The sequence below is a fragment of the Limnochorda pilosa genome (genome assembly GCF_001544015.1).
Classification (GTDB): Bacteria; Bacillota; Limnochordia; order Limnochordales; family Limnochordaceae; genus Limnochorda; species Limnochorda pilosa.
This window is the reverse complement of the sequence record NZ_AP014924.1, coordinates 2,480,993-2,506,989: the sequence shown is the minus strand read 5'-3', so window position 1 is coordinate 2,506,989 and position 25,997 is coordinate 2,480,993. Positions and strand designations below refer to the sequence as shown.

Here is a 25,997-nt window from a genome sequence, read left to right as displayed (position 1 = left end):
ACGCCGCACGGGCGTTTCGGAAGCGGCGAGTGGAACCGTTGAAGTCGCCTACCCGCTGTGCCGATAGCTACCGGAGGAACCCTGGGGACGGGAGCTTGCCGGTAGCCTCGGGTTGACCTGTTACGAGGAAGCAGAGGGAGATGCAGCCATGCACGGGGGAGAGACGCGGCGGCGCTGGATCGCGGGCGTGGGCGTGCGGAGCATGAGCACCCAGCTCATCCTCGCGATGGCGTTGATGGCCCTGGCAGCGTCGGCCAGCACGGGGTATTTCCTTGTAGTCACCTCTTCGCAGGAACTTCTGAACCAGATCGATGGGTCGGTCCTTGCGGAGCTCCGGCTTCACGCTCAGGTCCTGGGCGCGGAACGGGAGGACCGCCTCGCGGCGGTGGAGGACCTGGCCGCGCGTTTCAGTGATCAAATCGGACTCATGGTCACCGACGACGTCGCGTCCTACGTCGGCGCCCTCTTCAGCGACGTGGTGAACAACAGGGAGTACCTCGAGGTGAGCGTGGCCGGCCCGGACGGGAGAGCCGGAAGCCTCTCCCAGAGCGGAGAGTACGGCGAGAGGAACCTCCAGGGGAACGCGACCTTCCGGGCCGCCCTCGGGGGACAGAGCGTCGTGGGCGGCCTGATCCCCTACGGGTCGGGGGGGGCGTCGACCCTGGCCCTCGAGATCGCCGCGCCCGTCCTCGCCGATCAAGGCACCCCCATCGGTGTGCTGACGGCCCTGGTGCCCGCCGAGAGGTTCGAAGCACAGCTGGCGAGCTTCAGCCTCGCCGACAAGAGCCGGACGTTCCTGGTCACCAAGGATGGAACGGTCCTCCTTGGCTCGGGCCAGGCCGACCAGGCCGTGACGCGGCTTTCCGCGCTGGCTGGAGACGAGGGCGAGCAAGGCCTCTACCGCGACGTCCTGCAGGCGGAGACGGCCAGCGCCCGGTTCGGATCTTTGGGCGGTGAGCAAACTTTCCTGGCGGCCGCACCCGTGGCGGGAACGGATTGGCGCATCGTCGCCCTCATACCGAAGGCCGAGCTCACCCAGGCCTTGACCGCCCTGCAGAACCAGTCCTTCACCATCGGCCTCGTGGTGGTGATCGCAAGTTCCCTCGTGGCCCTCGTGATCGGCCGACGCCAGGCACGTGGCGTCGTGGACGTGTCGGGGGCCATGCAGCACTTCGCCGAGGGCGACCTCACCCACAGGGTCCAGGCACGCGGCCGCACCGAGGTGGCGAGGCTCGCCACCGACTTCAACGCCGCGGCCGAGCGCCTGCGGCGGCTCATCGCCCAGACAGTGCGCGCCGTTTCGGAGGTGAAGACGGCGAGCCGGGAGCTGGCCGAGGCCTCAGACGGCGTCGACAAGGCGACCCGCCAGGTGAGCGACGCCGTCCAGCAGCTGGCACGGGGCGCGGACGAGCAGGCCCGCCACAGCACCCAGGTTGCCGACGTGGCCCGGAGCATGTCGGCCGACGTGGATGGGGTCGCCGCCCGAGCGCAGGAGGCGAAGGAGCGGGCGCAGCGTGCCCTGGAGGCGGCAGGCTCAGGCAGGGAAACGGTCCGGATCTCGGTGGAGAAGGCCCGGGAAAGCCAGGCGACCATGCAGGCGACCTCCACGGCGATCAACGAGCTCGGGGCGAAGTCTCGGGAGATCGGCCAGATCGTCGGGCTGATCACCGACATCGCAGAGCAGACCAACCTGCTCGCGCTCAACGCGGCCATCGAAGCCGCCCGGGCCGGGGAGCAGGGCAAGGGGTTCGCGGTGGTGGCCAACGAGGTCCGCAACCTGGCCCACCGTTCACGGGAAGCCACCGACCGCATCACCCGCATCGTCGAAGAGATTCAGGGCAGCACCGACGAATCCGTCCATTCCATGAGCCGGGGCGTCGAGAAGGTGAACGAGGTCGTCACGGAGATTGAGACCTCCGACCGCAACTTCGAGCAGATCTTCGAGGTGGTGCGCGAGGTGGTCCGTTCGGTGGAAGCCATCTCGGCCGCCAGCTCGCAGCTCTCGTCCGGCGCCCGGTCGGTGCTGGAGGGGATGGAGAGCATCGTGGCCGTGACGGAGGAGACGGCGGCCGGCACCCAGGAAGTCTCGTCCAGCACCCAGGAGCAGTCGGCGGCGGTGGAGCAGATCTCGGCCTCTGCGGCTCGCCTCTCGGAGCTCGCGAGTCACCTGGCCGACGAGGTGAGCGTCTTCGAGATCGGGTCCGACGCGATCGAGTCGGAGACGGTCGAATCAGGCAAGAGGGAATGGCAGGGCGCCAGGCGCTCCGTCCGGAACCTGGCGGGCCCGGCGGCACGTTGAGGCCGCGGGCCCCAGCCTGGTACCCTGCCTTCCGTTATCCCTGCGCCGGCGGCTGGGCGGATCGTGCTTCCGCGGCAGGCGATGCGGCTCGAAGGTGCCGGCGCCGCAGGGCGTACACGCCCAGCCCCAGCGCCAGGCCACCCAGGTCGGTGGCCCAGCCGGGTACGATGAGCAGGATGGCGGCCCCTGCCAGGAGGAGCCTCTGCCACCCGGGAACCGGGCCGAAGAGCCATCCCTCCACGCCCGCGGCCAGCGCGGCCACCCCCGCCGCGGCCGTGGCGACCGCAAGAAGCACCAGAGCCCACGGGCCCGCGAGGAGGAGGGCCTGGTTGTAGACGAACATGAAGGGCACGATGAACCCGGCCAGGCCCAGGCGCATTGCGGTCCATCCGGTCTGCATGGCGTTGGCACCGGCCAGCCCGGCTGCGGCGTAGGCGGCGATGGCCACCGGCGGGGTGATGAAGGAGAGCACCGCGAAGTAGAGGACGAAAAGGTGCGCGGCGAGCAGCGGAACACCCAGCTCTACCAGGGCGGGAGCCGCCAGGACGGCGGTGACGATGTAGGCGGCTGTGGTGGGGAGGCCCATGCCGAGCACGATGCAGGCGAGCATGGTGTACAGCAGCGTCAGGGGGAGCATGCCGCCGGCCAGGTCGATGACGAGCTGCGAGAAGCGGACGCCGATACCGGTCAGAGAGACGACGCCGATGATGATACCGGCCGCACCGCACGCGGTCGCCACCACCACCAGCGTTCGGCCTCCGCTCTCCAGGGCCTCCAGGATCTCCCGCCAGGGGAAGCGACGCTCTTTCCAGAGGTACTGGGCCGAGCTGACGGCCACCATCAGGAGCAGCGACCAGATTCCTGCCCGGGTCGGGGAGTAGCGGAGGACCATCAGCAGGTGGATGAGGACCGCCAGGGGGATCAGCAGGTACCAGCCCGCCGCGAGGGTGGTGCCCAGGCGGGGGAGCTCCGAGCGGGGGATCCCCTCCAGGCCCAGCCGGTCGGCGCGGAGGTAGACCTGGATCGCGGCGGCCGCGTAGTAGAGCACCGCGGGCAGGATGGCCGCGAGCACGATCTGCCAGTAGGGCGCCTCGATCATCTCCGCCATGACGAAGGCGGCGGCCCCCATGACCGGGGGCATGATCTGGCCTCCGGTGGAGGCGACGGCCTCCACCGCGCCGGCGAAGTGGGGCCGGTAGCCGATCCGCTTCATGAGCGGGATGGTGAAGGCGCCGGTGGTCACCACGTTGGCCACGGCCGACCCGGAGATGGTCCCCATGAGCCCGCTGGAGACGATGGCCACCTGGGCGGGTCCGCCCTTCTGGTGGCCGGCCGCGGCGAGGGAGAGGTCCAGGAAGAAGCGGGCGCCGCCGAGGCGCTCCAGGAACGAGCCGAAGAGGATGAACACCGCCACGTAGGTGGCCGAGGCGGCGATGGGCACGCCCAGCACGCCCTCGGTCGTCCATGAGAAGGTCTCCACCAGCCGCCAGATGCTGTAGCCCTTGTGAGAGATGAAAGCGGGGAAGTAGGGCCCCGCAAGCGCGTAGACGACGAAAAGGCCGGCGATGAGGACCAGGGGCCATCCCACCGCCCGCCGGGCCGCCTCGAGCACCAGCACCAGAAGCAGGAGGCCCACCCACTCCTCGGCGGGGCTCAAACCCCAGATGCCCCGCTGGAGCACCGCGTCGGGGCTGAAGGCCGCGACCATGTAGATGCCGAGCGCCAGGGTGATCAGGGCCAGGAGGGCGTTGGAGAGCATTCCGCGCTCCAGTCGGGTGGCCCGGCCCCTGCCGTCGTAGATCAGGAAGGTCAGGATCAGGGCTCCCAGGAGGTGCACGAAGCGCTGCTGAAGGGGCGAGATGTTCCCCAGAAGCGCCGTGGCCAGCTGGAACAGGGCAAGGCTGATGGCCATCCCGGCGACCACGCGCCGCCACGCCGTTCGAAACGCTGTCTCCGCCATGCCGAACACCTCCCTGCAAGCTGGACAAGGGCCGGGGACGGGGCCCTCAGTCCCCGTCCCCGCCCGACCCACCGAGTCCGGCTAGCGCGCCGGAAGGAGCTCAGCAGGCACCGTCAAGCCATGGTCCTGGAAGTACTTCACCGCACCGGGGTGAAGGGGTACGGCGATCCCGTCGAGGGCTGCCTCGAGGGTCACCGTCCGGTCGACGGAAGCGTGCGAGGTGCGCCACTCCTCCCGGTTCGAGAAGATCGTGTCCAGCAGGTGGTAGATGTCGTCGTCCGAGAAGTCCGCCCCGGTGGTGGTGAACATGATCACCCTGCTGAATGGGGTGCGGACGTCGACGTCGACGCTGTCGTAGGTCCCTGCGGGTACGGTGGCCTGCAGGAAGAAGGGATGGCTCGCGTAGAAGGCCGGGTCGTCGACGGAGAGCATGCGCACCTTGAAGGACGTGGTCAGGTCGATGAGGGCAGCTGACCTGAGCGGGTGCGTGACCATGATGGCGTCCAGGTCCCCGTCCCGGAGGGCGTCCACCATCTCTGCGTCGGTGAGGAAGGCGGGGGTGACGCTCTTGTAGTCGAGGCCGCAGTGGGCGAGCACCATGCGGGCGTCGATCTCCCCGCCGGAACCCGGCTGTCCCACGCCCACGCGCTTCCCCTTCAGGTCCTGGATGCTCCGGACCGGGCTCGAGGCGGGAACGAAGACCTGGAAGTAGCTGCCGACGGTGGCAAAGAGCGCCCGTAGCTCCTTCATCTCGCGCCCCTTGAAGATCTCCTGCCCGTTGTAGGCGAAGGTGGCGATCTCGCTCTGGGCGATGCCCCACTCGACGTTCCCCTCGTGCAGGTTCCGCAGGTTGGCCACCGAGGCCGCGCTCGACTCCGCGCTGGCCATGAAGCGATCCGAGTGCCGGTTGATGGTCTCCGCCATGGCGACGCCCATGGGGTAGAGCGCGCCGGCCGTGCCCGCGGTGGCGATGACGAAGCGGCGCTTCGGAGCGGCCGCGGCAACGGCTGCGGTCGCCGCCAGGCTGACGACCAGGATGATGGCGACCACGACCTGCCCTAGATGGCGATGTCGCATTGTTCTTCCTCCTTCTCAAGTTAGGAGCAAAAGCTCCTCGTTGTCCGTCTCTCTCTATCGGCGCGTCCCCGACCGCGGCCAGGGGTCATGCGGTCTCTCGTTCCGCCGTCGCGTCGGAGACCAGCTCGAAGGGAGCCCCAAGGGACTGCATCACCTCGAAGAAGTTGGGGAACGAGATCGCCGCGTACTGGGCGTCGCTGATCTTGGTAGCCCCTCGGGCGACGAGCGCGGCGACGGCGGTGGCCATCACGATCCGGTGGTCGTGCCGGCCGTCGATCTCGGTGCCGTGCAGGTCGCTCCGCTCGATGACCAGGCGATCCTCGGTCTCCCAGTGCATGCGTGCGCCCATCCTCGAGAGCTCCTCGTAGATGGATCGGGGGCGGTCCGTCTCCTTGAGCCGCGCGGCCCCCAGGTTGTAGAGGACCGTCCGGCCCTCGGCCTGGCTTCCGAGGACGGCCAGGATCGGCGGGGCATCCGGGATGTCGCCGCAGTCGATCTCGGTTCCGTGCAAGGTCCGGCCGCCGCGCACCCGGATGCCGCCGTCCCCCTGAACCGCGATGTCGGCGCCCATCCGCTGGAGGATCTCCACGATGGCCTTGTCTCCCTGGGGGTCGTTCAGGTCCAGGCCGCGGACGGTGACTTCCGAGTCGGTGATGGCCGCGGCCACCAGCGGGAAGCAGGCGGACTCCCAGTCTGCGGGGATGGTCGCCTCGAACGGCGCGTACGCCTGACCGCCGGGCACGTGGAAGGTACGCCACCCCTCTCGGCTGTAGCGGATGCCGAGGCGGTCGAGCCAGGCCAGAGTGAGGGCGATGTAGGGACGTTCCTGAAGGTTGTCCACGTCGACGGTGACGCCCTTCTCGCTCAGGGGGCCGGTCATGAGCAGGGGCGTGAGCCACTGGGAGTTGACGCCTGGAAGCTGGGTACGGCCGCCGGCAAGGCGCGGGCCGACGACGATGGGGGCGGCCCCCGCGTCGGGCCGGGTGCAGAACGCCGTGGCTCCCAGGTCCGTGAGCGCCCGAACCAGCGGTCCGGAGGGCCGTCGCCGGATCTGCTCGTCGCCGCTGATCACGGCATGCCCGCGGCGCAGCAGGGTGCCCGTGGCCGTGAGGATGTAGAGGGTCGTGCCGCTGTTGCCCACGTCCAGCACGTCCGAAGGCGGCTCGAGCTCCGTACCGACCCCGTCCACGGTCCAGGTGCCCTCTTCGATCCGGGCCTTCGCGCCGAGCTGGCGGCAGACCCGGACCGTGGAGAAGCAGTCCACGCTGGTGACCGGGTTGTGGATCACCGACCGCCCGGGGGCCAGGGTGGCAAAGACCACGGCCCGGGTCGTGTTCGACTTGGATCCCGGGATGCGTGCCTCACCCTGCAGGGTGCCGGGCCTTGCGATACAATGCAGCGGATTCATGCGGAGTTCGATCTCCTTTCCGGCGATGGGTGCCGCATGGGGGAGACGGTCGTCACTACGGTCCCACATGCCGCACGAGTGAAAAGGATATGGATTATCGAAACGTACTGGCCGTAGACCTACTCCCGGGCGCGTCGGCCCGGTATCCCATCGCCTCCGAGATGCGGCTCGCTGTGCTCACCACGGCCTCTACATGACGCTGCCGCAGCTCGTCGGTCCAACCCGGCGTGGGTACCAGCAGGGCAAGACCGGCCACGACCGTTCCCGTGTGGTCGCGGATGGGCGCGGCCACGCCCGCCACGCCGTCCACGGTCTCGTCGACGGCGCAGGCGTACCCCTGCGCTCGCACGCGCCGCAGCTCCTCCATGAAGCAGCCTGGATCCACGATGCTCTTGGTGGCCCGGGCCTGGAGGGGCGCCTCCGCCAGCAGGCTCTCGGCCTCGCGCTCCTCGAGGTGGGCAAGGAGGAGCTTGCCCAAGATGCCGTATGTGGGCGGCCGGATCCGTCCGAGCTCGGAGGCGACCCGGAGGGGCGCCGTGCTGTCGCGGCGGTCGACGTAGACCAGCTTTCTCTCGCTCAAGGTGCCGAGGAGCACCGTGTGCCCCGTGGCCTCCGAGAGGTGATCGAGATGGGGCTGGGCCTTCTCGCGGAGCCGGAAGCTCGCGAGAACCAGGCCTCCGAGCTCGAGGAAGCGCAGCCCCAGCGAGTATCGGCCCGTGTGAGGCGAGTGCTGGATCCACCCACGACGCTGCAAGGTCCGGAGGAGGCGCTGCGCCGTGGCCGTGGGAAGCTGGGTCTGCCGGGCCAGGTCGCTCAGGGTCCACTCCGGCTGCTCGAAGGAGAAGCACTCCAGCAGGTCGAGGACGCGCTCGACGCTCCGCACGGCCTTGATGCCTGCCGGGGGCGTCGAAGGATCCAGGTCGTTGGTCAGCCGCCCGCGTCGGCCACGTACCGGACTCATGGGAAGCCCCCCGTACCCCTCCGGGCGGATGCCGGGGAGGCGAGATTATCGCACTGTGATAATCCCAGTCGTATCGTGATAATACCTTCGGCGAGGGGCGAGGGGACTCCTTCTCTCCACCGTCCCGTTCGGCGCGGGAGTGCTTCATAGCTCTGGGAACGGGTGGGAGGGGCACGGGGTAAGGGCCACGGCGTGGCGGGGTCGAAGCGGCGCCGGCCGCCCCGTGGCAACCGGGACGGCCGACTCTGCAAGCGAAACGGAGGTGGTCCAGCGTGCTTCGATGCGCGCCTATCGGGCCATGCTGCGCTCGACGACCTCCCGCAGCCCGTGAAGGTCGTAGGAGAGCTTGCCCGACTGGAACTCATCCCTCAGCCGGTTTTCGCGTTCAAGCCGAGCCCGGGACGCCTCGAGCACCTCAAGGGCTCTGGACCTCTCGACGACCACGGCACCGTCGTCGTCCAGGACCACGATGTCGCCCACCTCGATCCGGGCTCCGCCCACGGTGACGGGCTCGCCGATCGTTCCGACCTTCTTCTTGGTCGCCCCCCGGACCCGGACGAAGCGCGTCCAGATCGGAAGGCCCATCTTCCGGAGCTCGTTCACGTCCCGCACCGAGCCGTCGACCAGGATGGCGGCCGCCCCGCGCACGTTGGCCTGCGTGGCGAGGAGCTCGCCGACCAGCGCGACGGGTTCGGGCTCGGGCATGGTGAACACCAGGACGTCGCCGGGGTTGATGCGCTCCATCGCCGCGTGGACCATCAGGTTGTCCCCCTGCCCGCAAAGGACCGGCAGGGCGGGTCCGGCCACACTCGTCCCGGGGGTGAGGGGTGTGAGAGGAATGTCGATGAGACCCAGGCGTCCCGCGGCCTCGTAGACGGTGGCCACGCCGTAGGTGGCGAAACGATCGAAATGCTCCTTGGTGAGACGGCTCATGCCTCCACTCCCTCCATGTGGGCGATGGATCGGGCAGGGTCACGCGACACGCCAGATCCTGGCGACGCCGCCCGGGCGTGCCCCGGTCTGCTCGCGGCCACGCCCGTCCAGCACCGCCGGTCCTACAGCTCCGACACGACCATGGGAAGAAGCCGCTGGTAGGCCTCCGCGTGCTTGATCGACGAATCGCCCGAGGCACGGCGCGCATGGTTTCCCCGTCGCTCCGCCAGCTCGGCGTAGTACCTTTGCAGATACGTCTGCGAGGCGACTGCTTCCATCGCCTTCCGCTTCTTCTCAAAGACCGGGGTGATGTCGACGAAGGTGGTCGGCACGAATCCACAGAGCTCCGGCTGGTGCGGTTCGAAGCAGTAGAGCGCGGGAGGTTTCAGCGTCTTGAACGCGCTCACCACCCCCGAGCCAGCGGCGAGCAGCCGGGCCTTCTTCACCGCCTCGCACGCGACCGGGTGATCGGGGTTGAACGGATCCTTCTCGGTGTGGGTCAAGATGACGTCCGGTGCGACCTCGTGGATCAGCTCGGTAAGACGATCGAGAGCCTCCCGGTCGACCTCCAGGGGATAGTCCCCAAGGTCCAGGCAACGGAACTCGGCGCCGATCGCGGCGGCCGCCTGTTCTGCCTGTTCGCGGCGGATGCGCCGCACGTTCTCCAGGGTTTGGTTGGGCTCTTTCCACAGATCGCCGGCCTCGCCCCGCTCTCCGTACGAGAGGGCGACCACCGTCGCCCTGGCACCGAGAGAGGTGGCCACCGCCACGGCCCCGGCGGCGCGCCATACGAAATCCGCTGCGTGCGCGCCGACCACGAGGATGCTCTTCTGATTCTTCAGCGGTTCGCTCACGCGGGGCTCCCTCCCGCAAGCTTCACGGTATTGCGCACGGCCATGGCGTGAACCTCCTCCTCTGAGAACCCGGCGGCAAGCAGCTTGTCGGCCATGAGGGCGAGTCCGTCCTCAACCGGGGGGTTGGCAGGTTGGCCCAGGTCCGTCGAGAGGACGTTGGACGCGACGCCTGAGGCGCGGATGCGCGTGATCATCTCCTCCCACGAGATCTTGCCGGTGTGCGCGGTGGTGAAGCACCGTTCCAGGTACGCGCCCATCTCGGCCAGCATCCGCTGGTCTTCCATCGAGAGGTTCTGAGTGGGGAAGTCCGGATGCGTGACGATGATCTGCTTCACGCCTTCCTCGAGCGCTGCGTCGACGACGGCGAAGATCTCGTCCCGGCTCAGGTGCCCGGTCGCGAGGACCATGCCGTGATGGGCGATACGCTCCAGGACCTGCCTGGTCTCTGGAAGGACGGCGCCCGATTCGTCAACGACGGCCACGGGCGGGGCCTCCATGCCCATCTCTCGCATCTCGTCCTGGAGCTTGGCCCAGAAGGGCAGTTTGGCCTGATCGGTGGCCCCTCCCCGCAGCCGGCGCTCGTTCTCCGAATCGACGGTGGGCATCCAGACGAGGCGGGCCCCCTCCCGGGCAGCGATCTCAACGGCGAGCGGGGTGACGCCCCCTGAGAGCGCGTTGAGAACCACCGACCCGAGCACCCTCACCCCGGGGACCGCAGCGTTGACCAGTGTCGCCCGGGCCGAGGTCGCCACGTAGTGCGACTTGATCACGTATCCCGCCAGTCCCACCTCGGCGAACCGCCTGGCCAGGTCGAGATCCATGATGCGCCGCTTCATCACGTCCGGCCCGCTGTGAACGTGGAGGTCGTACGCACCCATCACCAGTTCGCGGGCTCGGGCGGAGGGCTTGGACTCCGTGGGAACCGTGGGTGGCATCGGCATGAGCTCCCTTCGTGCTTCGGTCGTTTTCATGACAGTCCGTCCCAACGAGGGCCCGCAGGTCAGGTCCGACCGGCATTCTCTCCCTGCGCAAGCTCCCGCAGGACCTCCGCGGCTGCGAGCGAGACCCGCGGCGGCACCTCGACCGCGAGCAAGAGCTCGGCCGCGGCGTTCATCTCGTGGACCCTGCGGGCGGCGTGCTTCCGGCTGCCGGTGATGAGCCGCTCGACGAGTGAACCGTCGCTCTCACGGAGCGTGGCGGCGACCTCCTCCTTGTACCACTCCGCCCAGCCGAGCTTCTCCGCCGCGGCGAGCCCCTCCAGGAGGACGGCGGCGAGGCCCTTCATGAAGACGCTGCGAAGGAGCTTCCGGGAGGCGGCGCTTCCGGGGCGTTCGTCCACCACGGTCACGGGCATCCCCAGCGGTTGAAAGAGCGCCGCAAACCGCCTGGCTCCGACTCCCGAGGCAAGCGCAGGCGTCCTCAGACCTCTGCCGGGCACTGGTGCCATCAAGGCGACATCGACGAACTCGGCTCCCGTGGCGGCCACGACTCCGTGGAGGCTTTCCTTCAGGCTCGGGGAAGCAGTGTTGAAATCGGCGAAAACCTGTCCCGGTCCGAGGTCGGGGGCAAGGTTGCGGGCAACCTCGAGCGCCACCCTGGCGCTGTTGATGCTCACGACGACCTCCGCCCCTCGCACTGCCTCGGAGGCGCTGGACACGATCGCGACAGAGGGCACCTCTTTGACGACCGGGTCCCACCCCCGCACCGGAACGCCCTGCGCGGCCAGATCGGACGCGAGCGCGGCGCCTGCTTCACCGAGCCCCAGAACCGCTACGGCAAGACTCACGGGCTGAGTGGGATGCGATGGGACTGTGGTTTCCATGACATCAAGTGTAGCACGAGGTGACATACATGTCAACGAAATCGCTGACGGTATATTTGACGAAGTCGTTGACAATCCTGTCGAGGTTGTGCTAGCTTGAACGCGACGTCCCCATACACTCGAGGGAGGCGATGATTCTTGACTCGTGTTCACCCGAAGTCAACGCACGCGCGGCCCGGACTCGCGATGCTCGCCGCGATCCTTGCGTTCGCCGCTGCGACCCCACAGGCGCTGGCAGCCAGCGAGTATCCCTTCGTCACCATCGGGACGGCATCTCCAGCTGGCGCCTACTACCCGATCGGCGTCGCAATGGCCGACATCTGGAACCGTTCCATTCCGGGAACCCGGTTCAGCGCCCGTGAGACCGGCGGCGGTGTGGCGAACATGAACCTGCTTGCCAGCGGGCAGATCGAAGTGGGGATCGCCAACGAGAACATCGCCTACGACGCCATCATGGGTAACGACCCCTTCGGCCGGAAGATCAACGTGACGGGCGGCTGGGTCATGAACCAGAGCATGGGCGTCTTCGTTGCGCTGCGGAACCGCGGCCTCAAGTCGGTGGAAGACCTGCGCGGCAAGCGCGTCTCTCTGGGTAGCCCAGGCTCGTCCGCCAACGTCATCGGCGAGTTGGTCCTCAGGGCGCATGGGCTTGAGGGGGGCGACTACTCGCCGGCCTACCTCGGCTGGCAGGAGTCCGCGGACGCCCTGAGCGACGGCCTGATCGACGCCGCCTTCATGGTCGGCGGCCAGCCGTTCCCCGCCATCGAATCCCTGACCGTGCGGGAGGACGTCACCCTGCTCTCGATCGATGGGGCCAAGCTCCGCGCGGCGGCGTCCTATCCCTACGCCACCGGCAAGATCCCGGCCGACATGTACGACCTTGAGGAAGACGGGGACGGCGTGCTCGTGCGCTCGATCATCTACCTCCAGCCGGACTTGCCCGAGGATCTGGTCTACGAGATGGTGAAGCAGGTCTTCGCCAACGTTCCCGCCCTCAAGGCGGCGCACCCTTCCGGTGACCAGGCGGCGCTACTCTCTCCGGAGGCTGCCGAGGAGATCAGCCTCCTCATCCATCCCGGCGTCATTCGCTACGCCTCGGAGGTCGGCGTGTGGTGAACGTGATCGATCGGGCCCGCCGCGTCTTCGGAAGCCTCTGCTGGACCGCGGCGGTCCTCTTCGTCGTCGTCGTGCAGCCCATCTACCTGCTGCCGGTCGAACAGCAGCTGCCGATCGTGCTGGCGATCACCATGATGGGGCTCTTCGCCCAGAAGCCGCTGTTCTCGCGGGGGCGCTCGCTCCCGCTGGCGGGCCTGATCGATCTCTCACTCATCGTGGCAGCAGCGGTCACGGGCTACTACGTGGCCTCGAACTACCAGGCGATCATCAATCGACAGGGCGCGTTCACCCCGGCCGACATCCGAGTGTCGGTCGTTGCCGTCGTCCTGGTCTTCGACGCGATTCGCCGCAGTGTCGGGTGGCCGCTCACCATCGTCGGCCTCGTCTTCGTCGGCTATGCGCTCTTCGGGCGGTCCATGCCGGGTCTGCTGCTTCACCGAGGCTACTCGTTCGAGACGACCACGAGCCACCTGTTGCTCACCTACTCAGGGATTTACGGCACGCCGCTCAAGATCATGATCCGCTACGTCATCATCTTCATCCTCTTCGGGGCGCTCTTGCAGGCCGTGGGGGGCTCCAACGTCTTGGTGCGCTTCGCCCGGGCCCTGGCCGGCCGGTACACGGGGGGGCTGGGCAAGGTCGCTGTCATCGCGAGTGCCCTGGTGGGAAGCGTTTCGGGCAGCGCCGCGGGGAACGTTGCCACCACCGGATCGGTCACGATCCCCGCGATGAAGCTGGGCGGCTACCCGCCGCACGTCGCCGGGGCGATCGAGTCGGTCGCCTCCACCGGCGGGCAGATCATGCCCCCGATCATGGGCGCGGCCGCCTTTCTCGTCGCCGACTACCTCGGCGTCCCCTACGGCCGGATCGCCCTCGCCGCAACGTTGCCTGCGGTCCTCTACTTTTTGTCCGCAGGGATGGCGGTGGACCTCTACTCCCGCGCCCGCGGCCTCAGAGGGATGCCGCGCGACCGGGTCGAGCCGCTCGTCAAGGTCCTGCGGGAGGGCTGGCTCTACATCGTACCCATCTTCGCCATCTACGCCCTCCTGATCGCGGGTTACTCGCCCACCCTCTCCGCGTTGGTGGGTCTCGGGATGGCGGCGCTCCTCCTGGTGGTGAAGCGCGTCGGGGTCCACCAGATCGCGGCAGCCTTGGAAGAGGCGGGAAAGAGCGCGGCCACACTCTCCGTCGTGGCAGCAGGGGCCGGCATCGTCGTGGGTGTGATGCAGCTGACGGGGCTTGGGGCACGCCTTGCGAGCATCCTCGTCGACCTTTCCATGGGGTCCAGCTTCATCCTGCTCTTGCTCGCGATGGTCACCTCGATCATCCTGGGGCTTGGGATGCCGACGACCGTCGTCTACGTGCTGTTGGTCTCCCTGGTTGTCCCGGCGCTGGTGCGGATGGGCATCGAGCCGATTTCGGCCCACTTCTTCATCTTCTACTTCGGCGTGCTGGCAGCCATCACACCCCCGGTTGCGCTGGCGTCGTACGCCGCCGCCTCGATCGCAGGGAGTTCTCCCGATCGGACGGGCTGGACGGCGCTGAAGATGGCGCTGCCGGCCTTCATCATCCCGTTCTTCTTCGCTCGAAACCCCGCGCTGCTCTTGCAGGGAGCCTGGCATACGGTCATGCTCAGCACCGCGTCGGCGGCAATCGGCGTTTGCATCCTCGCCGTCGCCATCATGAACTACCTGCAGGGGCCGCTCCGGTGGTGGGCGAGGGTCTTGGCGGCCGCCGCCGCTCTCTTGCTGATCCGGCAGGGGATCGTGACGGACGTGGCAGGCCTGGGGCTCTTCTTGCTCGTATGGTTGTTCCAGGTACGCGCCCATCCGCCTGGCATAGACCCCGCCCGGATGCCGTCATCATAAGGCTCAGGCAATCAAGGAGCCTGGGGTCGTCATGGGCGCTGTCGAGGGCTTCGTCGAGGAGGACGACCATGTCGAGGAACCGTGTCGAGTACGTCTACAACCAGATCCGCCAGGGCATCCTGGATGGAGAGTACTCCCCCTCCCAGCACCTGGTTGAGACGCACCTGGCGGAAACGTATGACGTTGGGCGGCACATCGTCCGTCTGGCCCTCGAAAGGCTCAGCGCGGAGGGATTGGTGACGATCGGCCCCAACCGCGGCGCCATCGTCTCGCAGCTGACGCTCGAGGACGTCGTCGACATCCTCCTTGCTCGCGAAGTGTTGGAGGGAGCAGCAGCCCGCTTGGCGGCCGAGCGCATCTCACAGGAGACGCTTGACGACTTGAACGACCTGCTCGACGTGATGCGAGAAGCCATCGACAAGCGGGAGTTCGACCGATACTCCCAGACGAACGTTCGGTTTCACGGTAGGATCTATGAGGCCTCCGGGAGCAAGAAGATCCCCGAACTGATCAGGGTGCTTCGGGCCAGGGTCGTGCGCTCCCAGTTTCGCACGATTCTTGTTCCGGGCCGTGCCGAGAAGTCGCTCGAAGAGCACCGCGCCATCGTCGAGGCGTTCAGGACCGGTGACGGGAGCGTGGCGGAAGAGGCGATGCGCGCCCACATTGCAGCGCTGCGCGAGACCATCACCGAGTCCTGGGAGCTGGTCAGGAGTTGACGGCGCGATCTCACCTGGCAATGATCGCCTTGATGGCCAGGCTCGCGAGGATGAGCCACAATGGGACCGATGGCCACGAGCGAGAACGCTTTCGCACGGCGGTCGAAAAGAGCGCTGGCGGCTGGAAGGCTGAGGACCACCCGGAGTTGACCGGGGTCGAGGAGGTCGCAGGGTACGTAGAGGCGCTGCGACGGGACTGGTCCCGTGAAAGTTGATTTGGGCCTTCCCCCAGCCGGCCGCCCTCGGGATCCCCTTCGTCGCCTCCCTGTCCGTGCTCGAGATCGCCCAAACGATGCATCCTCACGAAGAAGGCGCGACGCGCGCATCCCCGGAAGGAGCGCATCACAGACGGCCTCGTGACCATACTTATGTAGGGAGCCGCGATGGCCACTCGAAGCACCAGTTGACTGGTAGGTCCAATGACCCGTAAAATGGGAGGCAAGGGAGGTGAGGAATACCGTGTCGGTTGCTCTCAAGGCGTTCGAGGCCAAGTACGGCACCCAGGCAGCTGCGGAGGTGGTTCAGCTCCTGTCCGAAGCCAGAGAAGAGGAGTTGACGGCACTGGTCGGCTTGCGCGACTCCCTGGTGGGCCTTCTCTCTTTTCGCCGGGAAGCGATCCTGGGTGCTACGCAGGTACAGCAGACGTCCTTCCAGAATCTCCTGGCTCGCCTCCGACAGCGGCCAAGCATTCTGCTGGTTTACAAATCCGAGCCGGCGGCAGTCGTCGTGAATCCGAAGGTGCTTGAGGACGTCGAGGAACGGCTTTCCGCAGTCATCGCCGCCATGTACTGGGAAGCCCACGAGGGTCAGGACGTGTCGCCCGAGGACTTCTGGCGGGCCATGGACGAGATTGCACCACGGGGTCGCAACTGAATGTACCCGCACGTGTTCGATCAGCGCATCATCCATGTCGACCTGCTTCGCCTCAAGACGTTCTTTCCCGAACCTGACGCGTTCCAACAGATGAGGACAAACCTGGAGTCCGCGACCGAGAGGGTGTGCCACGACCCGTCGGCGGGAAAGGACCTCCGAGGCAGGCTAGACGGCTGGCGATCCCTCGCCTGGGCATCAAGTTCCACACCAAACTGGGATCCCTGGCCTGACATGCGTCTCGTCTACCGCTTTCGCGACGGCGTCGTCCGCATCTTCGCAGTGGGAAAGCGCGCTCCAGGAGATGTGAACGATGTCTACAGCATCGCCGCTGAACGCGCGAAGTTCCCGGAATAGGCAACCGCTCACGCACCCGATTCATAGGCCTTCGTGAGCCAGGTGGGACGTGTCGGCCTCAGAAGGGATCCTGCAAGCCCAGATCCGCCGGCCCTCCGGCCCACCCAGCCAGCAGTGGATGCAGGATCTCGACGAGACGATGTGGCTCGACTACCGCTGCGGCCTCCGGGACTGGCGAAGGGATCGGAAGCGTCATCGGGAACACTGCAGCGAGCGGTGCCGGGGCCACCACGTGGACCTCCTCGCACGAGCCGTGGTGCATTGCGGCGTGGGTGCTCGTGGCGGTGGAACGCTTCCTGCTGCTCAATCATCTCAATCATGGAGAGAAACACCCGGCCCCAAGCCCCAAGAGGAGTGTAGCAACGTTGCACGGAAGCGCGCTTGCCGGGCGGATGGCCCAAGCGGAGGAGGTGCTGCAGAAAACGTTCGGCTACCCCTCTTTCCGGGAGGGGCAGCGGAAGATCATCGAGCGTATCCTCTCGGGCCGTGACACCCTGGGGATCATGCCCACCGGCGGGGGCAAGTCGATCTGTTATCAGATCCCCGCGCGGATGGCGGAGGGGGTGACCCTTGTCATCTCCCCCCTGATCTCGCTGATGAAGGACCAGGTGGACGCCCTCAACCGGCTGGGGCTGCCCTCGGCGGCCATCAACAGCACCCTCTCCTTCAGCGAGATCGAAGAGCGCCTGCGGGCGGCGGCAGCGGGAGCGTACAAGCTGCTCTACGTGGCGCCCGAGCGGCTGGAGTCCGAGCGGTTTCTGTCGCGCCTCGCTTCCCTACGCGTTCCCCTGGTCGCCGTGGACGAAGCCCACTGCCTCTCCCAGTGGGGCCACGATTTCCGTCCCAGCTACCTGTCCATCGCCTCGGCCATCGGCCGTCTCCCTCTGCGCCCCACCATCGCCGCCTTCACCGCCACGGCGACGGAGGAGGTGCGGGCCGACATCATCCGCCACCTCTCCATCCCGGAAACGGGGATCTTCGTCACCGGCTTCGCACGCGAAAACCTCGCCTTCCGTGTTATCCGCGGGGAGAACAGACGGGAATTCGTAAGGCGACACCTCGAAGCGAACCGTGACCAGGCGGGTATCATCTACACGGCCACGCGGAAAGAGGCTGACCAGCTGTACGAGTTCCTCCGGAAAGAGGGCTTCTCCGCCGGCTGCTACCACGCAGGGCTCGCCGACGAAGAACGAAACGAGGCGCAGGAGCGCTTCCTCTACGACGACATCCGGGTCATGGTGGCCACCAATGCCTTCGGCATGGGCATCAACAAGTCCAACGTCCGGTACGTGATCCACTACAACATGCCGAAGAACCCGGAGGCGTACTACCAGGAGGCGGGGCGGGCCGGCAGGGACGGCGATCCCGCCGTCTGCACCCTTCTCTTCCACCCCGGCGACATCCCCATCCAGAAGTTCCTGATCGAGCAATCCTCCCTGCCGGAGGAGCTGAAGCGAAACGAGTACCGGAAGCTGCAGGCGATGATCGACTACTGCCACACACAGCAGTGCCTGCAGAACGAGCTTCTCCGCTACTTTGGGGAAGAGGCTCCCGCCCCCTGCGGGCGCTGCGGAAACTGCGCCGACCCCGGTGAACGGGTGGAGATCACCGTCGAAGCCCAGAAGATCCTCTCCTGCGTCCACCGGATGAGGGAGCGCTATGGCGTCACCCTGGTGGCCAAGGTCCTGAAAGGCTCCTCCGACAAACGGGTGCGGGAGCTCCGTTTCGACCGGCTCTCCACATACGGTCTCCTCGCGTCCCTGCGAGAGAAGGAGATCGTAGACCTGGTTCATCTCCTCGTCGCCGAGGGATACCTCGCCCTGTCCGAAGGGCAGTATCCGGTGGTGCGACTGACACCCCAGGCGGTGCCGGTGCTGAAGGGACAGGCGCAGGTCCACCGGTGGGTTCCGCGCCGGGAGCGGACCATCGTCGCCGGCGACGCCCTGTTCGAAGCCCTCCGCGCCCTGCGCAAGGAGCTGGCCCAGCGGGAACAGGTCCCTCCCTACGTGATCTTTCACGACAGCACGCTCCGGGAGATGGCTCAGGAACGCGCCCAGAACAAGGCGGCCATGATGGCCATCAAAGGAGTGGGGGAGGGGAAGTTCCAAAGGTACGGCGAGGCGTTCCTAGCCGTTCTAAGGGAGCATGCGAAGGAAGTGCGGGCGTAGCGGGAAGCGATCTTCCGCACGAACGCTCCCGTCTGGCGGTCGAAACGCCGGGAGACGGCCCTTCCACCCGATCAGGCGACACCTCGGCTGGGAGCGGTAGGGTGGACGCCCGGGCAGGCGGACGCCTGGGCAGTGGACAGAGCCGCAACCGCCACGCTATACTGGCCCCGGGTCCGGAGGGAGGGCGTGGGATGTGGATCGGCAGCCCTGGAAGGAGCGCCTGGAACACGCGCTGGAGCAGGCGGTCGCGCAGATCGTATCTGCGTATGACCCGGATCGCATCATCCTGTTCGGCTCCGTCGCTCGGGGGGACGTCCACGAAGACCAGAGTCCACATGAAGCATTCGGACTCGAGGACGCCGACGACGCCATTCGGCATGCGGGAAACGTGCTTGCATCCGTCAAGGCGGCGATGGCATCTGAGCACGCCGAGTCGACCTCCGAACATACAACAGCCGAGGAAACCCCTACAGAAACCACGCCTCGTGAAGAGGAAGGAGCCACCAGCCCAGAGCACCAATGACCTGTGGTCCCACTTGTCGAGCCTTATTCCTCCCCCTCTTCCTGCTTCAGCTGCCCTCGATGGGGTGCCGGTCAACGCTGGGGCGCACGAGTGTTCACCGATTCGCCAAGGCCTCTCCTCTTCGCGAACGTTTCGTAACAGAGCCAGGGAACCGTAGGATTCCACCCGAAAGGGAGCGAAGTAGGGCTACCGGCATGCTCAAGACCGAATACCGGCCGGCTCGGTCAGGGAGGGATCATGAGGTGCGCGGCAAGACTGGCAGGGCGCAGGAAAGAGGGCCTGCTCGCTGGGCTTTGCATGTGGCGGTGCTCCACGGGGCCGTCTGGCTGATCGTCGCGCTTCTCGCGGCTCCCGCGGCGGTGGTCTCCGCCCAGGAGCTGAAGGTGGCCATGAGTGCCCAGCCTGAGGTGCTCGATCCGCACCGCACCTCGGCCACGTCCTCCTTTCAGGTGACCCGCTCGCTCTACGACACGCTGGTGGAGGTGGACCGCCGCGGCGAGATCGTGCCCGCACTGGCCGAGTCGTGGAGCACCGATGCGGCCGGGCTCCGCTGGACCTTCCGGCTGCGGGAGGGCGTGCGCTTCCACGACGGCACGCTGCTCGACAGCGGGGACGTGCAGGCGTCGATCGCGCGCGTGGCAGGGCCCGGCTCCCCCAAGGCCGAGGAGTTCGGGGCCGTGGAGGGTATCGACACGCCCGACGCCCGGACCGTGGTGATCCGTCTCAACGCCCCCGCACCGGCGCTCCTGGCCTCCCTGGCGTCGGAGTGGGGGGCCGTCCTGCCCGAGGAGGCGATCCGCGCCGGCCACGACTTCGCCAACGAGCCCGTGGGGACGGGCCCCTTCCGCCTGGAGACCTGGGTGAGGGACAGCTATCTCCGGCTCGTCCCCTTCGACGGCCATTTCCGGGGAACGCCGGATCTCGACGGTGTCACCCTCCGTTTCGTCAGCGAGAGCGCCCTGCAGGTGCAGGGCCTGCTGCGGGGGGACTTCGACATCATCGACGCGGTGCCGGTGGCCGACCTGCCGCGCCTCGTTTCGAATCCGGCCGTGCGGGTGGTGGAGGAGCCCTCGGGCCTGGTGCTGGTGGCGGGGCTCAACACCCGCAGGCCGTACCTCTCGGACGTGCGGGTGCGCCAGGGCCTCAACCTGGCGGTGGACAAGGAGACCATCCTGGAGGTCGCCTACGGCGGTGGGACCCCGGTGGGCACCTTCATGGAGGCAGGGAGCCCCTGGTACCCGCAGGACGTGGAGCCTTACCCCTACGACCCCGAGCGTGCCCGGGCCCTCCTGTCGGAGGCCGGCGTGCCCAGCGGATGGACGCTGGACCTGGTCCTTCCAGAGACCTACCGGGCCCACGTGACGGCGGGGCAGATGATCCAGGAGATGCTGGGCCGGGTGGGCGTGCAGAGCCGCATCCGACTGGTGGAGTGGGGCGTGTGGCTGAGCACCGTCTTCGGGGGCCCGCGGGACTTCGACGTGACCGTCATCGGGCACACGGGCAAGCTGGATCCCACCGGACGGCTCCGCGGCTACGGCGAGGGCGTGCGGACCTACGTGGGGTACGAGAACCCGCAGGTGGCGGGCTGGCTGGCGGAGGCGGCCCGGACCACCGACCAGGATCGCCGCCGGGCGCTCTACGCGGACGTCCTGCGGGCCCTGCACGCGAACGCCCCCTTCATCTACCTGGGCACGCCGTACCGGCGCCACGCCACGCGAGCGAACGTGGACGGCTTCTGGATCACGCCCCTCCTGGATACCTTCGTCTTCCGGGACGTGCGGGTGCGCCCATGAGCCCAGGAGGATCCGGATGGCCGAGCACCTGGCGCGGCAGGCCCTTGCGCTGATCGTCACCCTCCTGCTCGCGGTGGTGGCCGTCTTCTTCGCCGCCCGCCAGATCCCCGGGGACCCGGCGGACCTCATCGCCGGCCTGGACGCAAGCGCCGAGACGGTGGAGCGGCTCCGTGCCACCCTGGGTCTGGACGAGCCATGGCCCGCCCAGCTGCGCTCCTACCTGGGTGGCCTGGCGCGCGGCGACCTGGGCTTCTCCCTGCGCCAGAACCGTCCCGTGAACGAGATCGCCTCGGCGCGGCTCCCGGTGACGCTCCGGTTGGGTGGGCTCGCCTTCCTCCTGGCGGTGGTGGGGGGCGTGGGGCTGGGCGTCGTGGCGGGCTTCCGGCCCGGATCGGGCGCGGACCGGGTCGTGCTGGGGCAGACCTCCATCGCCCTGGCGCTGCCCGAGTTCTGGGTGGGCCTGCTGCTCATCCTCCTCTTCGCCGTGGTGCTGGGTTGGCTGCCCATGCTCGGCTATCCGGACGGAGAGGGCGCCGCCGCCCGGCTGCGGCACCTGCTCCTTCCCGCAGCGGCCCTGGCCATCCCCCGGGCCGCCCAGATCGCCCGGTTGGTCCGCGGCCGCATCCTGGACGAGCTGCCGGCCGGGTACGTGCGGACGGCCCGGGCCAAGGGACTGCGCTCGACCCGCTTCGCCCGGCATGTGCTGGTCAACGCCCTCCCCGCCGTCCTTCCGCTCATCTTCCTGGAGCTGGGGGGCCTCCTCTCGGGCACCGTGGTGGTGGAGCAGGTCTTCGGCCTTCCGGGCCTGGGGCAGGCGCTCCTGGGCGCCATCCACGCTCGGGACTACGCCCTGGTGCAGGGCATCAGCGTGCTGGCCGTGCTGGTGTACGGAACGGCCAGCTGGGCGGCGGACCTGGCCCAGGCGATGCTGGATCCGAGGCTGAGGTACGCGTGAACCGGCTGCGCGCGGGCACCGTGCTGCTGGGCGCCATGGTGCTGGTGGCCGTGGTGGCCCCGGCGCTCGCGCCCGTGGGCCCGCTCGAGCCCGACTACCGGGTCCTCTTCTCCGGCCCGAGCCCCGGGCATCCCCTGGGGACCGACGAGCTGGGGCGGGACGTCTTCTCCCGGGTCCTCCACGGCGGCCGGTGGTCGCTCTCGGTGGCGCTGGCGGCCACGGTCCTCGCGGCCGCCGCCGGGACGGTCCTGGGCATGGCGGCCGTGGCGCTGGGGAGCTGGGTCGACGGTGTGCTCTCCCGCTGCGTCGACGCGCTCCTGGCCTTCCCCGGCGTGCTCCTGGCCCTCGTCGCGGTGACGGCGCTGGGCCCCGGCCTCGGGCAGACCATCGCGGTCCTGGGCCTCCTGGGGACCCCCACCTTCTTCCGGCTGAGCCGGGGGCGCATGCGGGAGGTCTGGACGGCCGCTTTCGTGGTGGCCGCCCGGGCCGCCGGCGCCTCGGAGGCACGGATCCTCGGCCGGCACGTGCTGCCCAGCGTCGCCGGCTTCCTCGCGATCCAGGCGGCCAGCACCGCGTCGACCTTCCTCCTGGTGGAGGCCACCTTGAGCTACCTGGGCCTCGGGGTTCCGCCCCCCACCCCCACGTGGGGGAACGTGCTGCAGGAGGCCCGCAGCTACCTGATCCGGCAGCCGTGGGCGGTAGTCGGCCCCGGCGTCGCCCTGGCCCTTACCGCCCTGGCCCTGCAGCTCCTCTCCGACGGGTTGCGGGACCGGTTGGATCCGATGGCGCGGGGCCAGAACGTCACCGCCGCAGCGCGAAGAGCACCCCGCCGCACAGCGGGATGAGGGCCGGCCCGCCAGAGGGCCCACGACGGGGAAGCCCGTCCGTTCCGCCCGGGCCACGCGTCCCGCCCTCCCGGCCCAGGAAGCCGCAGAGCACGCCTGCGTAGAGGACGGCTGCCCGTTCCATCTCCTCCACGGCCACCGACTCGTTGGTGGTATGCGCCTCCGCCAGATCCCCAGGGCCGAAGATCACCGTGGGAACCCCCAGTCTGGCGCTCCTCCACCCAGGCCGCGGCGGCCGCCTCGTCCCCAGGCGGGCGGGTCGTGTCGATGCGCACCAGCTCCTGGGCCCAGTGACCGGCCGGCATGCAGCCCGCCGTCGTTACGGGCGCCAGCAACGGGCGTACGGAGGAGGCGCCGGCATTACAGATTCCCTGTTGACATCGTTGCCACACGAATGCTATAATGCCACCGTTTCGCATGTCTGGAAGACCCCGGAAGGGGGAGGGCGGATGCGGACGTCCGCGCTTCGGTCCCAGGTCGTGATGGGTTGCTCGTCCATGGACCCGAGCCGGCTCCAACCGGCGGATCCGACCACGCGGTCCATCGCGCCCGAGGAGCGCCGTCTCAACCACCGCCTCCAGGCCTTCGAAGGAGGGGAACGCATCGGGAGGAGCGTGTCACCGCCCTAGGGGCGGTGGTTCTCCCAGGCTCCCTCGAAGGCCGTGGGCCAACGCCTGCGGCCTTTCGATTTCCAGGGAGGATCCTTTGATCTGTGATGGGAGGTGAGGATCGATGAAAGTGGCCGAGGCGCTCATCGAGCTCCAGCGGCTCAAGCGGACCCGGGACCTCTTCCGAGGCCTGATCGACGCTGCCTCGACGGAAGAGGGCAACGTGTGGGGCCGGCGGGAGCGGAGGACCACCGACACCGTGCTCCGCCGCACCTACCCGGGCATCGAGGTCAACCGTCTGAGGGAGCGCCGCGACGAGCTGGACGCGCAGATCCGCCGGCTCGAGACCCGCATCCAGCGCACCAACTGGGGCGAGGGCGACCCACCGCTGGCCGAGCTCCTGCGCGAGGCGAAGCGGCTGGACGAGGAAGAGAACCAGGTCTACGCCGAGGCCCGGCGCTACATCCGCCTCTATGAGGACGAGGTGGCGCACGCGCCCGACGTGGCCGAGCGGATTCAGCGAGCGGAGGAGCTCATCCGCCTGCGGGCCGAGACCTCGCGCCGGATCCAGCGTCTCAACTGGGAGGTAGACGTCGGCTGAGGGGGTGGGGGCGGAGTGTCACGCCCTCCCCCGCCGCAGCAAGCTTGCGGGTCCCTTTGAAGCTTGTGGGTCCTAGCGAGGCGGCCGTGTGCTTTCCGAGCGCCGCCCCGTGACGCCGCACCATCGGAGAGACACCCGTTGGGACAGAGGATCCCGACCCCTGCCACGCTCATCCCGAATGAGGGATCGCGGATGGGGAAGCGTAGCCTTCAGAAGGCGTTAGGCGGCGGACCCGCAAGGTTTTCGCTCATCCGACACGCCTTCGTTCGACGAGGAGGGGAGAGGCATGGCAAGCGTCCGCTTGCCGTGCGAACCAGCCTCCCTCTTCCGGTTCTACGGGAGCACGCCCATCTGACCGAGGGCTTCGAGGAGACGGAAGGTCCGGTGACCTACTTCGACCTCCCGCCCATTGTGCTCACGCCCCACAAGGGTTCCTTCCCCTGGCCGGATTACGATGCCCTCAGCGAGTATGTGCTGGCCGCCTGGGAGCGTTTCCGGAAGCAGCGGGAGGTCCCGCTCGGGCTCCGGTGGTGCGGGTCTCTCGCACGGGCGATCCTGGGGCCCAACTGCGACGACTGAGAACAGGGGGGGGGCGCTCGGTGCAGGAAGACGGGTGGCGGCGGGTCCATAGGCCCGCCGCCACCCATGTCTTTATCATGGAGAGCGCGCCACGCCATCCGCCGTTCGTGCAGTAGGTAATCGCCAGGAATCTTGCCCGGACATGGAGGAGTTTTCCTCCTGACAGCGAACCACCAATGGGAGTGAACCTCCAACGAACCTGAGGGGGTGATCTCCGGGCATCGGATGGGCGGCCACAGGTCGCACAAAGGCGCGCCCTGGAGCAGTTGCTGCGCTGGTCTGTCATCAGAAGGGAGGAGGTTACCTGCAATGGGACGTTTCGCGAGCAAGACGGTGTTGCGTGCGCTCGTGGGGTGCATCTTGAGCCTAGCCGTCGTTGCCCTGGTAGGGATGACGACCGCCTCGGCCCAAGCCGTGACGATCCGGGCGATGATGGAACCCCACCAGAGCACCGACGCCCTGCGGGCGTTGCTCCCTGAGTTCGAACGGGAGACGGGCATCCGAGTGATTCTCGAGGACACGCCCTACGATACGCTCACATCCAAGGCACTCCTCAACTTCACCCGGCGAAGCTCCGACTACGACATCATCATGGACGACTGGGTATACGGGGCGGGCTTCGCGGATGCCGGATACATCGTTCCACTCGACGAGTTCATAAAGGCAGACGCGACGCACGCGGAGACCCACGACTTCGTCCCTGGATACGTCAACGCCATGGTCCGCCACGGTAGCCAGTACGGACTGCCCATCTACGGAGAGAGCACCTTCCTGATGTACCGCAAGGATCTCTTCGAGCAGTATGGGATCGCCGTCCCGACCACCATGGACGAGCTCATGGAAGCGGCTCGCCAGGTATACGAGCGCAGCGAGGGGGATGTGTACGGCATCACGCTGCGTGGGCGCCAGGGCATCCACAACGTCTACGTGTGGGCCGCATTCCTCTGGGCGTTCGGGGGCCAGTGGTTCGACGACCAAGGTCGGCCGGCGCTGGACAGCCCGGAGGCCATCGCCGCGACCCAGTTCTACGCCGAAATCCTTCGCCGTTACGGCCCGTCCGGCGTAGCCACCTACGGCTGGGAAGAGAATCGGCTGCAGTTCCAGAGTGGGCGGGCAGCCATGACCATCGACGCCACGGTAAACGGGGCCCTGGCGGAGGATCCCTCCCAGTCGTCGGTCGTGGGCAAGGTCGGTTACGCGCAGGTGCCTCTGGCGACGCGCGCGACCATCGGTAGCCCGAACTCGCTTCAGGTGCACGGTCTCTTCATCTCCCAGTTCAGCCGGCACAAGGACGAGGCGTGGCGGTTCCTCTCGTGGGCAACCAACAAGATGGTCCAGTTGAAGTCGCTCGAGCTCTATCCCAACGCTGGCGTGCCGTCGCTGTCGGTCATGGACAGCGACACGTTCCAGAGCCGCTACGGCGCCTTTTCCGACGCCATGATCGACGCCATTAACAACGGCAACATCGACTACCTTCCCCACGTCACGCAATCGAACCAGATCATCGATCTGGTCGGCATCGCTGTCTCTTCGGTGCTAGCGGGCAGCCGGTCGGCGGAAGATGCCATGCGGGACGCGAACCGGCAGATCGTGGAGCTCATGGGGCTATAGTGAGACGACGCGCTCCCTCTGTTCGCTGGGGGGAGCGCGCCGCAAGGAACGTGGTGCGCGAAACACTATCCGG

General features: G+C 67.9%; 23 protein-coding genes. 14 read left to right on the top strand and 9 right to left on the bottom strand.

The genetic code is table 11. The features are described from left to right. Positions 1–148 precede the first annotated feature (148 nt). On the top strand, positions 149–2,299 hold the full coding sequence (locus LIP_RS11035) for a methyl-accepting chemotaxis protein (protein WP_068138192.1): 2,151 nt from the start codon (positions 149–151) through the stop codon (positions 2,297–2,299). A 34-nt stretch (positions 2,300–2,333) separates the two neighbouring features. On the opposite strand, the gene LIP_RS11030 is transcribed toward LIP_RS11035, so the two are convergent. The 8 genes from LIP_RS11030 to LIP_RS10995 form a co-directional block, all read right to left on the bottom strand. Beyond that, a complete protein-coding gene (locus LIP_RS11030) occupies positions 2,334–4,259 on the bottom strand; it encodes a TRAP transporter permease (RefSeq protein ID WP_082726216.1) in 1,926 nt (641 codons plus the stop codon). An 81-nt stretch (positions 4,260–4,340) separates the two neighbouring features. Continuing rightward, the gene (locus LIP_RS11025; RefSeq protein WP_082726215.1) at positions 4,341–5,336 is read right to left on the bottom strand and encodes a TAXI family TRAP transporter solute-binding subunit; all 996 of its coding nucleotides are present in this window, start codon (positions 5,334–5,336) and stop codon (positions 4,341–4,343) included. A gap of 85 nt (positions 5,337–5,421) precedes the next feature. Beyond that, positions 5,422–6,744 (bottom strand): 3-phosphoshikimate 1-carboxyvinyltransferase, encoded by a 1,323-nt coding sequence (gene aroA / locus LIP_RS11020; protein WP_068138186.1) that lies wholly within the window; start codon positions 6,742–6,744, stop codon positions 5,422–5,424. A 94-nt stretch (positions 6,745–6,838) separates the two neighbouring features. Then, positions 6,839–7,705 (bottom strand): IclR family transcriptional regulator, encoded by an 867-nt coding sequence (locus LIP_RS11015; protein ID WP_068138182.1) that lies wholly within the window; start codon positions 7,703–7,705, stop codon positions 6,839–6,841. Positions 7,706–7,993: 288 nt separating this feature from the next. Next, positions 7,994–8,638: a 4-carboxy-4-hydroxy-2-oxoadipate aldolase/oxaloacetate decarboxylase gene (locus LIP_RS11010; protein ID WP_068138179.1), complete on the bottom strand. Its 645-nt coding sequence runs from the start codon at positions 8,636–8,638 to the stop codon at positions 7,994–7,996. Positions 8,639–8,760: 122 nt separating this feature from the next. Next, positions 8,761–9,492 (bottom strand): PIG-L deacetylase family protein, encoded by a 732-nt coding sequence (locus tag LIP_RS11005; protein WP_198409508.1) that lies wholly within the window; start codon positions 9,490–9,492, stop codon positions 8,761–8,763. Continuing rightward, complete coding sequence (locus tag LIP_RS11000) at positions 9,489–10,433, bottom strand: DUF6282 family protein (protein WP_068138177.1); 945 nt, start codon at positions 10,431–10,433, stop codon at positions 9,489–9,491. The genes LIP_RS11005 and LIP_RS11000 overlap by 4 nt, the downstream gene beginning before the upstream one ends. A 59-nt stretch (positions 10,434–10,492) precedes the next feature. After that, positions 10,493–11,314, bottom strand: coding sequence for an NAD(P)-dependent oxidoreductase (locus LIP_RS10995; protein ID WP_231699303.1), 822 nt, complete (start codon positions 11,312–11,314; stop codon positions 10,493–10,495). A gap of 186 nt (positions 11,315–11,500) precedes the next feature. On the opposite strand from LIP_RS10995, the gene LIP_RS10990 reads away from it, so the two are divergent. From LIP_RS10990 to LIP_RS10940, 10 genes are all read left to right on the top strand, one after another. Then, positions 11,501–12,430, top strand: a complete 930-nt coding sequence (locus LIP_RS10990) for a TAXI family TRAP transporter solute-binding subunit (protein ID WP_068138170.1) — start codon at positions 11,501–11,503, stop codon at positions 12,428–12,430. Continuing rightward, positions 12,424–14,298: a TRAP transporter permease gene (locus tag LIP_RS10985; RefSeq protein ID WP_068138167.1), complete on the top strand. Its 1,875-nt coding sequence runs from the start codon at positions 12,424–12,426 to the stop codon at positions 14,296–14,298. Before LIP_RS10990 ends, LIP_RS10985 begins: the two co-directional genes overlap by 7 nt. 68 nt (positions 14,299–14,366) lie before the next feature. Continuing rightward, positions 14,367–15,014 (top strand): GntR family transcriptional regulator, encoded by a 648-nt coding sequence (locus LIP_RS10980; RefSeq protein ID WP_068138165.1) that lies wholly within the window; start codon positions 14,367–14,369, stop codon positions 15,012–15,014. 447 nt (positions 15,015–15,461) lie between these two features. Then, positions 15,462–15,887, top strand: coding sequence for a hypothetical protein (locus LIP_RS10970; protein ID WP_144440451.1), 426 nt, complete (start codon positions 15,462–15,464; stop codon positions 15,885–15,887). Next, a complete protein-coding gene (locus LIP_RS10965) occupies positions 15,888–16,241 on the top strand; it encodes a hypothetical protein (protein ID WP_068138157.1) in 354 nt (117 codons plus the stop codon). A gap of 392 nt (positions 16,242–16,633) precedes the next feature. Beyond that, positions 16,634–18,409, top strand: a complete 1,776-nt coding sequence (gene recQ, locus LIP_RS10960) for a DNA helicase RecQ (RefSeq protein ID WP_068141909.1) — start codon at positions 16,634–16,636, stop codon at positions 18,407–18,409. Between the two features lie 193 nt (positions 18,410–18,602). After that, entirely contained in the window at positions 18,603–18,932 is a 330-nt protein-coding gene (locus LIP_RS10955; protein ID WP_068138155.1) for a nucleotidyltransferase domain-containing protein, read from the top strand. 242 nt (positions 18,933–19,174) lie between these two features. Beyond that, positions 19,175–20,725: an ABC transporter substrate-binding protein gene (locus tag LIP_RS10950; protein WP_158509657.1), complete on the top strand. Its 1,551-nt coding sequence runs from the start codon at positions 19,175–19,177 to the stop codon at positions 20,723–20,725. A gap of 16 nt (positions 20,726–20,741) precedes the next feature. After that, positions 20,742–21,680 carry an ABC transporter permease gene (locus LIP_RS10945; RefSeq protein ID WP_068138146.1) on the top strand — a complete coding sequence of 313 codons (939 nt, stop codon included), beginning with the start codon at positions 20,742–20,744 and terminating at the stop codon, positions 21,678–21,680. Next, positions 21,677–22,525, top strand: a complete 849-nt coding sequence (locus LIP_RS10940) for an ABC transporter permease (protein WP_068138143.1) — start codon at positions 21,677–21,679, stop codon at positions 22,523–22,525. Before LIP_RS10945 ends, LIP_RS10940 begins: the two co-directional genes overlap by 4 nt. On the opposite strand, the gene LIP_RS10935 is transcribed toward LIP_RS10940, so the two are convergent. After that, entirely contained in the window at positions 22,482–22,715 is a 234-nt protein-coding gene (locus LIP_RS10935) for a hypothetical protein (protein WP_068138140.1), read from the bottom strand. The genes LIP_RS10940 and LIP_RS10935 overlap by 44 nt on opposite strands. A gap of 542 nt (positions 22,716–23,257) precedes the next feature. Between LIP_RS10935 and LIP_RS10925 the strand changes: the two genes are divergently transcribed. The 3 genes from LIP_RS10925 (at position 23,258) to LIP_RS10915 (ending at position 25,924) form a co-directional block, all read left to right on the top strand. After that, the gene (locus LIP_RS10925) at positions 23,258–23,734 is read left to right on the top strand and encodes a DIP1984 family protein (protein WP_068138129.1); all 477 of its coding nucleotides are present in this window, start codon (positions 23,258–23,260) and stop codon (positions 23,732–23,734) included. 384 nt (positions 23,735–24,118) lie between these two features. After that, on the top strand, positions 24,119–24,313 hold the full coding sequence (locus LIP_RS10920) for a hypothetical protein (protein ID WP_144440450.1): 195 nt from the start codon (positions 24,119–24,121) through the stop codon (positions 24,311–24,313). Positions 24,314–24,622: 309 nt separating this feature from the next. Beyond that, on the top strand, positions 24,623–25,924 hold the full coding sequence (locus tag LIP_RS10915; RefSeq protein WP_198409507.1) for an ABC transporter substrate-binding protein: 1,302 nt from the start codon (positions 24,623–24,625) through the stop codon (positions 25,922–25,924). The last annotated feature ends 73 nt before the right edge of the window (positions 25,925–25,997 follow it).

What these genes read in the sequence shown, in the direction of transcription:
- LIP_RS11035 (WP_068138192.1), top strand. Translation starts at nt 149, where the DNA reads ATGCACGGGGGAGAGACGCGGCGGCGCTGGATCGCGGGCGTGGGCGTG.
- LIP_RS11030 (WP_082726216.1), bottom strand. Translation starts at nt 4,259, where the DNA reads ATGGCGGAGACAGCGTTTCGAACGGCGTGGCGGCGCGTGGTCGCCGGG.
- LIP_RS11025 (WP_082726215.1), bottom strand. Translation starts at nt 5,336, where the DNA reads ATGCGACATCGCCATCTAGGGCAGGTCGTGGTCGCCATCATCCTGGTC.
- aroA (WP_068138186.1), bottom strand. Translation starts at nt 6,744, where the DNA reads ATGAATCCGCTGCATTGTATCGCAAGGCCCGGCACCCTGCAGGGTGAG.
- LIP_RS11015 (WP_068138182.1), bottom strand. Translation starts at nt 7,705, where the DNA reads ATGAGTCCGGTACGTGGCCGACGCGGGCGGCTGACCAACGACCTGGAT.
- LIP_RS11010 (WP_068138179.1), bottom strand. Translation starts at nt 8,638, where the DNA reads ATGAGCCGTCTCACCAAGGAGCATTTCGATCGTTTCGCCACCTACGGC.
- LIP_RS11000 (WP_068138177.1), bottom strand. Translation starts at nt 10,433, where the DNA reads ATGCCGATGCCACCCACGGTTCCCACGGAGTCCAAGCCCTCCGCCCGA.
- LIP_RS10995 (WP_231699303.1), bottom strand. Translation starts at nt 11,314, where the DNA reads ATGGAAACCACAGTCCCATCGCATCCCACTCAGCCCGTGAGTCTTGCC.
- LIP_RS10990 (WP_068138170.1), top strand. Translation starts at nt 11,501, where the DNA reads ATGCTCGCCGCGATCCTTGCGTTCGCCGCTGCGACCCCACAGGCGCTG.
- LIP_RS10980 (WP_068138165.1), top strand. Translation starts at nt 14,367, where the DNA reads ATGTCGAGGAACCGTGTCGAGTACGTCTACAACCAGATCCGCCAGGGC.
- LIP_RS10965 (WP_068138157.1), top strand. Translation starts at nt 15,888, where the DNA reads ATGTACCCGCACGTGTTCGATCAGCGCATCATCCATGTCGACCTGCTT.
- recQ (WP_068141909.1), top strand. Translation starts at nt 16,634, where the DNA reads ATGGCCCAAGCGGAGGAGGTGCTGCAGAAAACGTTCGGCTACCCCTCT.
- LIP_RS10945 (WP_068138146.1), top strand. Translation starts at nt 20,742, where the DNA reads ATGGCCGAGCACCTGGCGCGGCAGGCCCTTGCGCTGATCGTCACCCTC.
- LIP_RS10925 (WP_068138129.1), top strand. Translation starts at nt 23,258, where the DNA reads ATGAAAGTGGCCGAGGCGCTCATCGAGCTCCAGCGGCTCAAGCGGACC.
- LIP_RS10915 (WP_198409507.1), top strand. Translation starts at nt 24,623, where the DNA reads ATGGGACGTTTCGCGAGCAAGACGGTGTTGCGTGCGCTCGTGGGGTGC.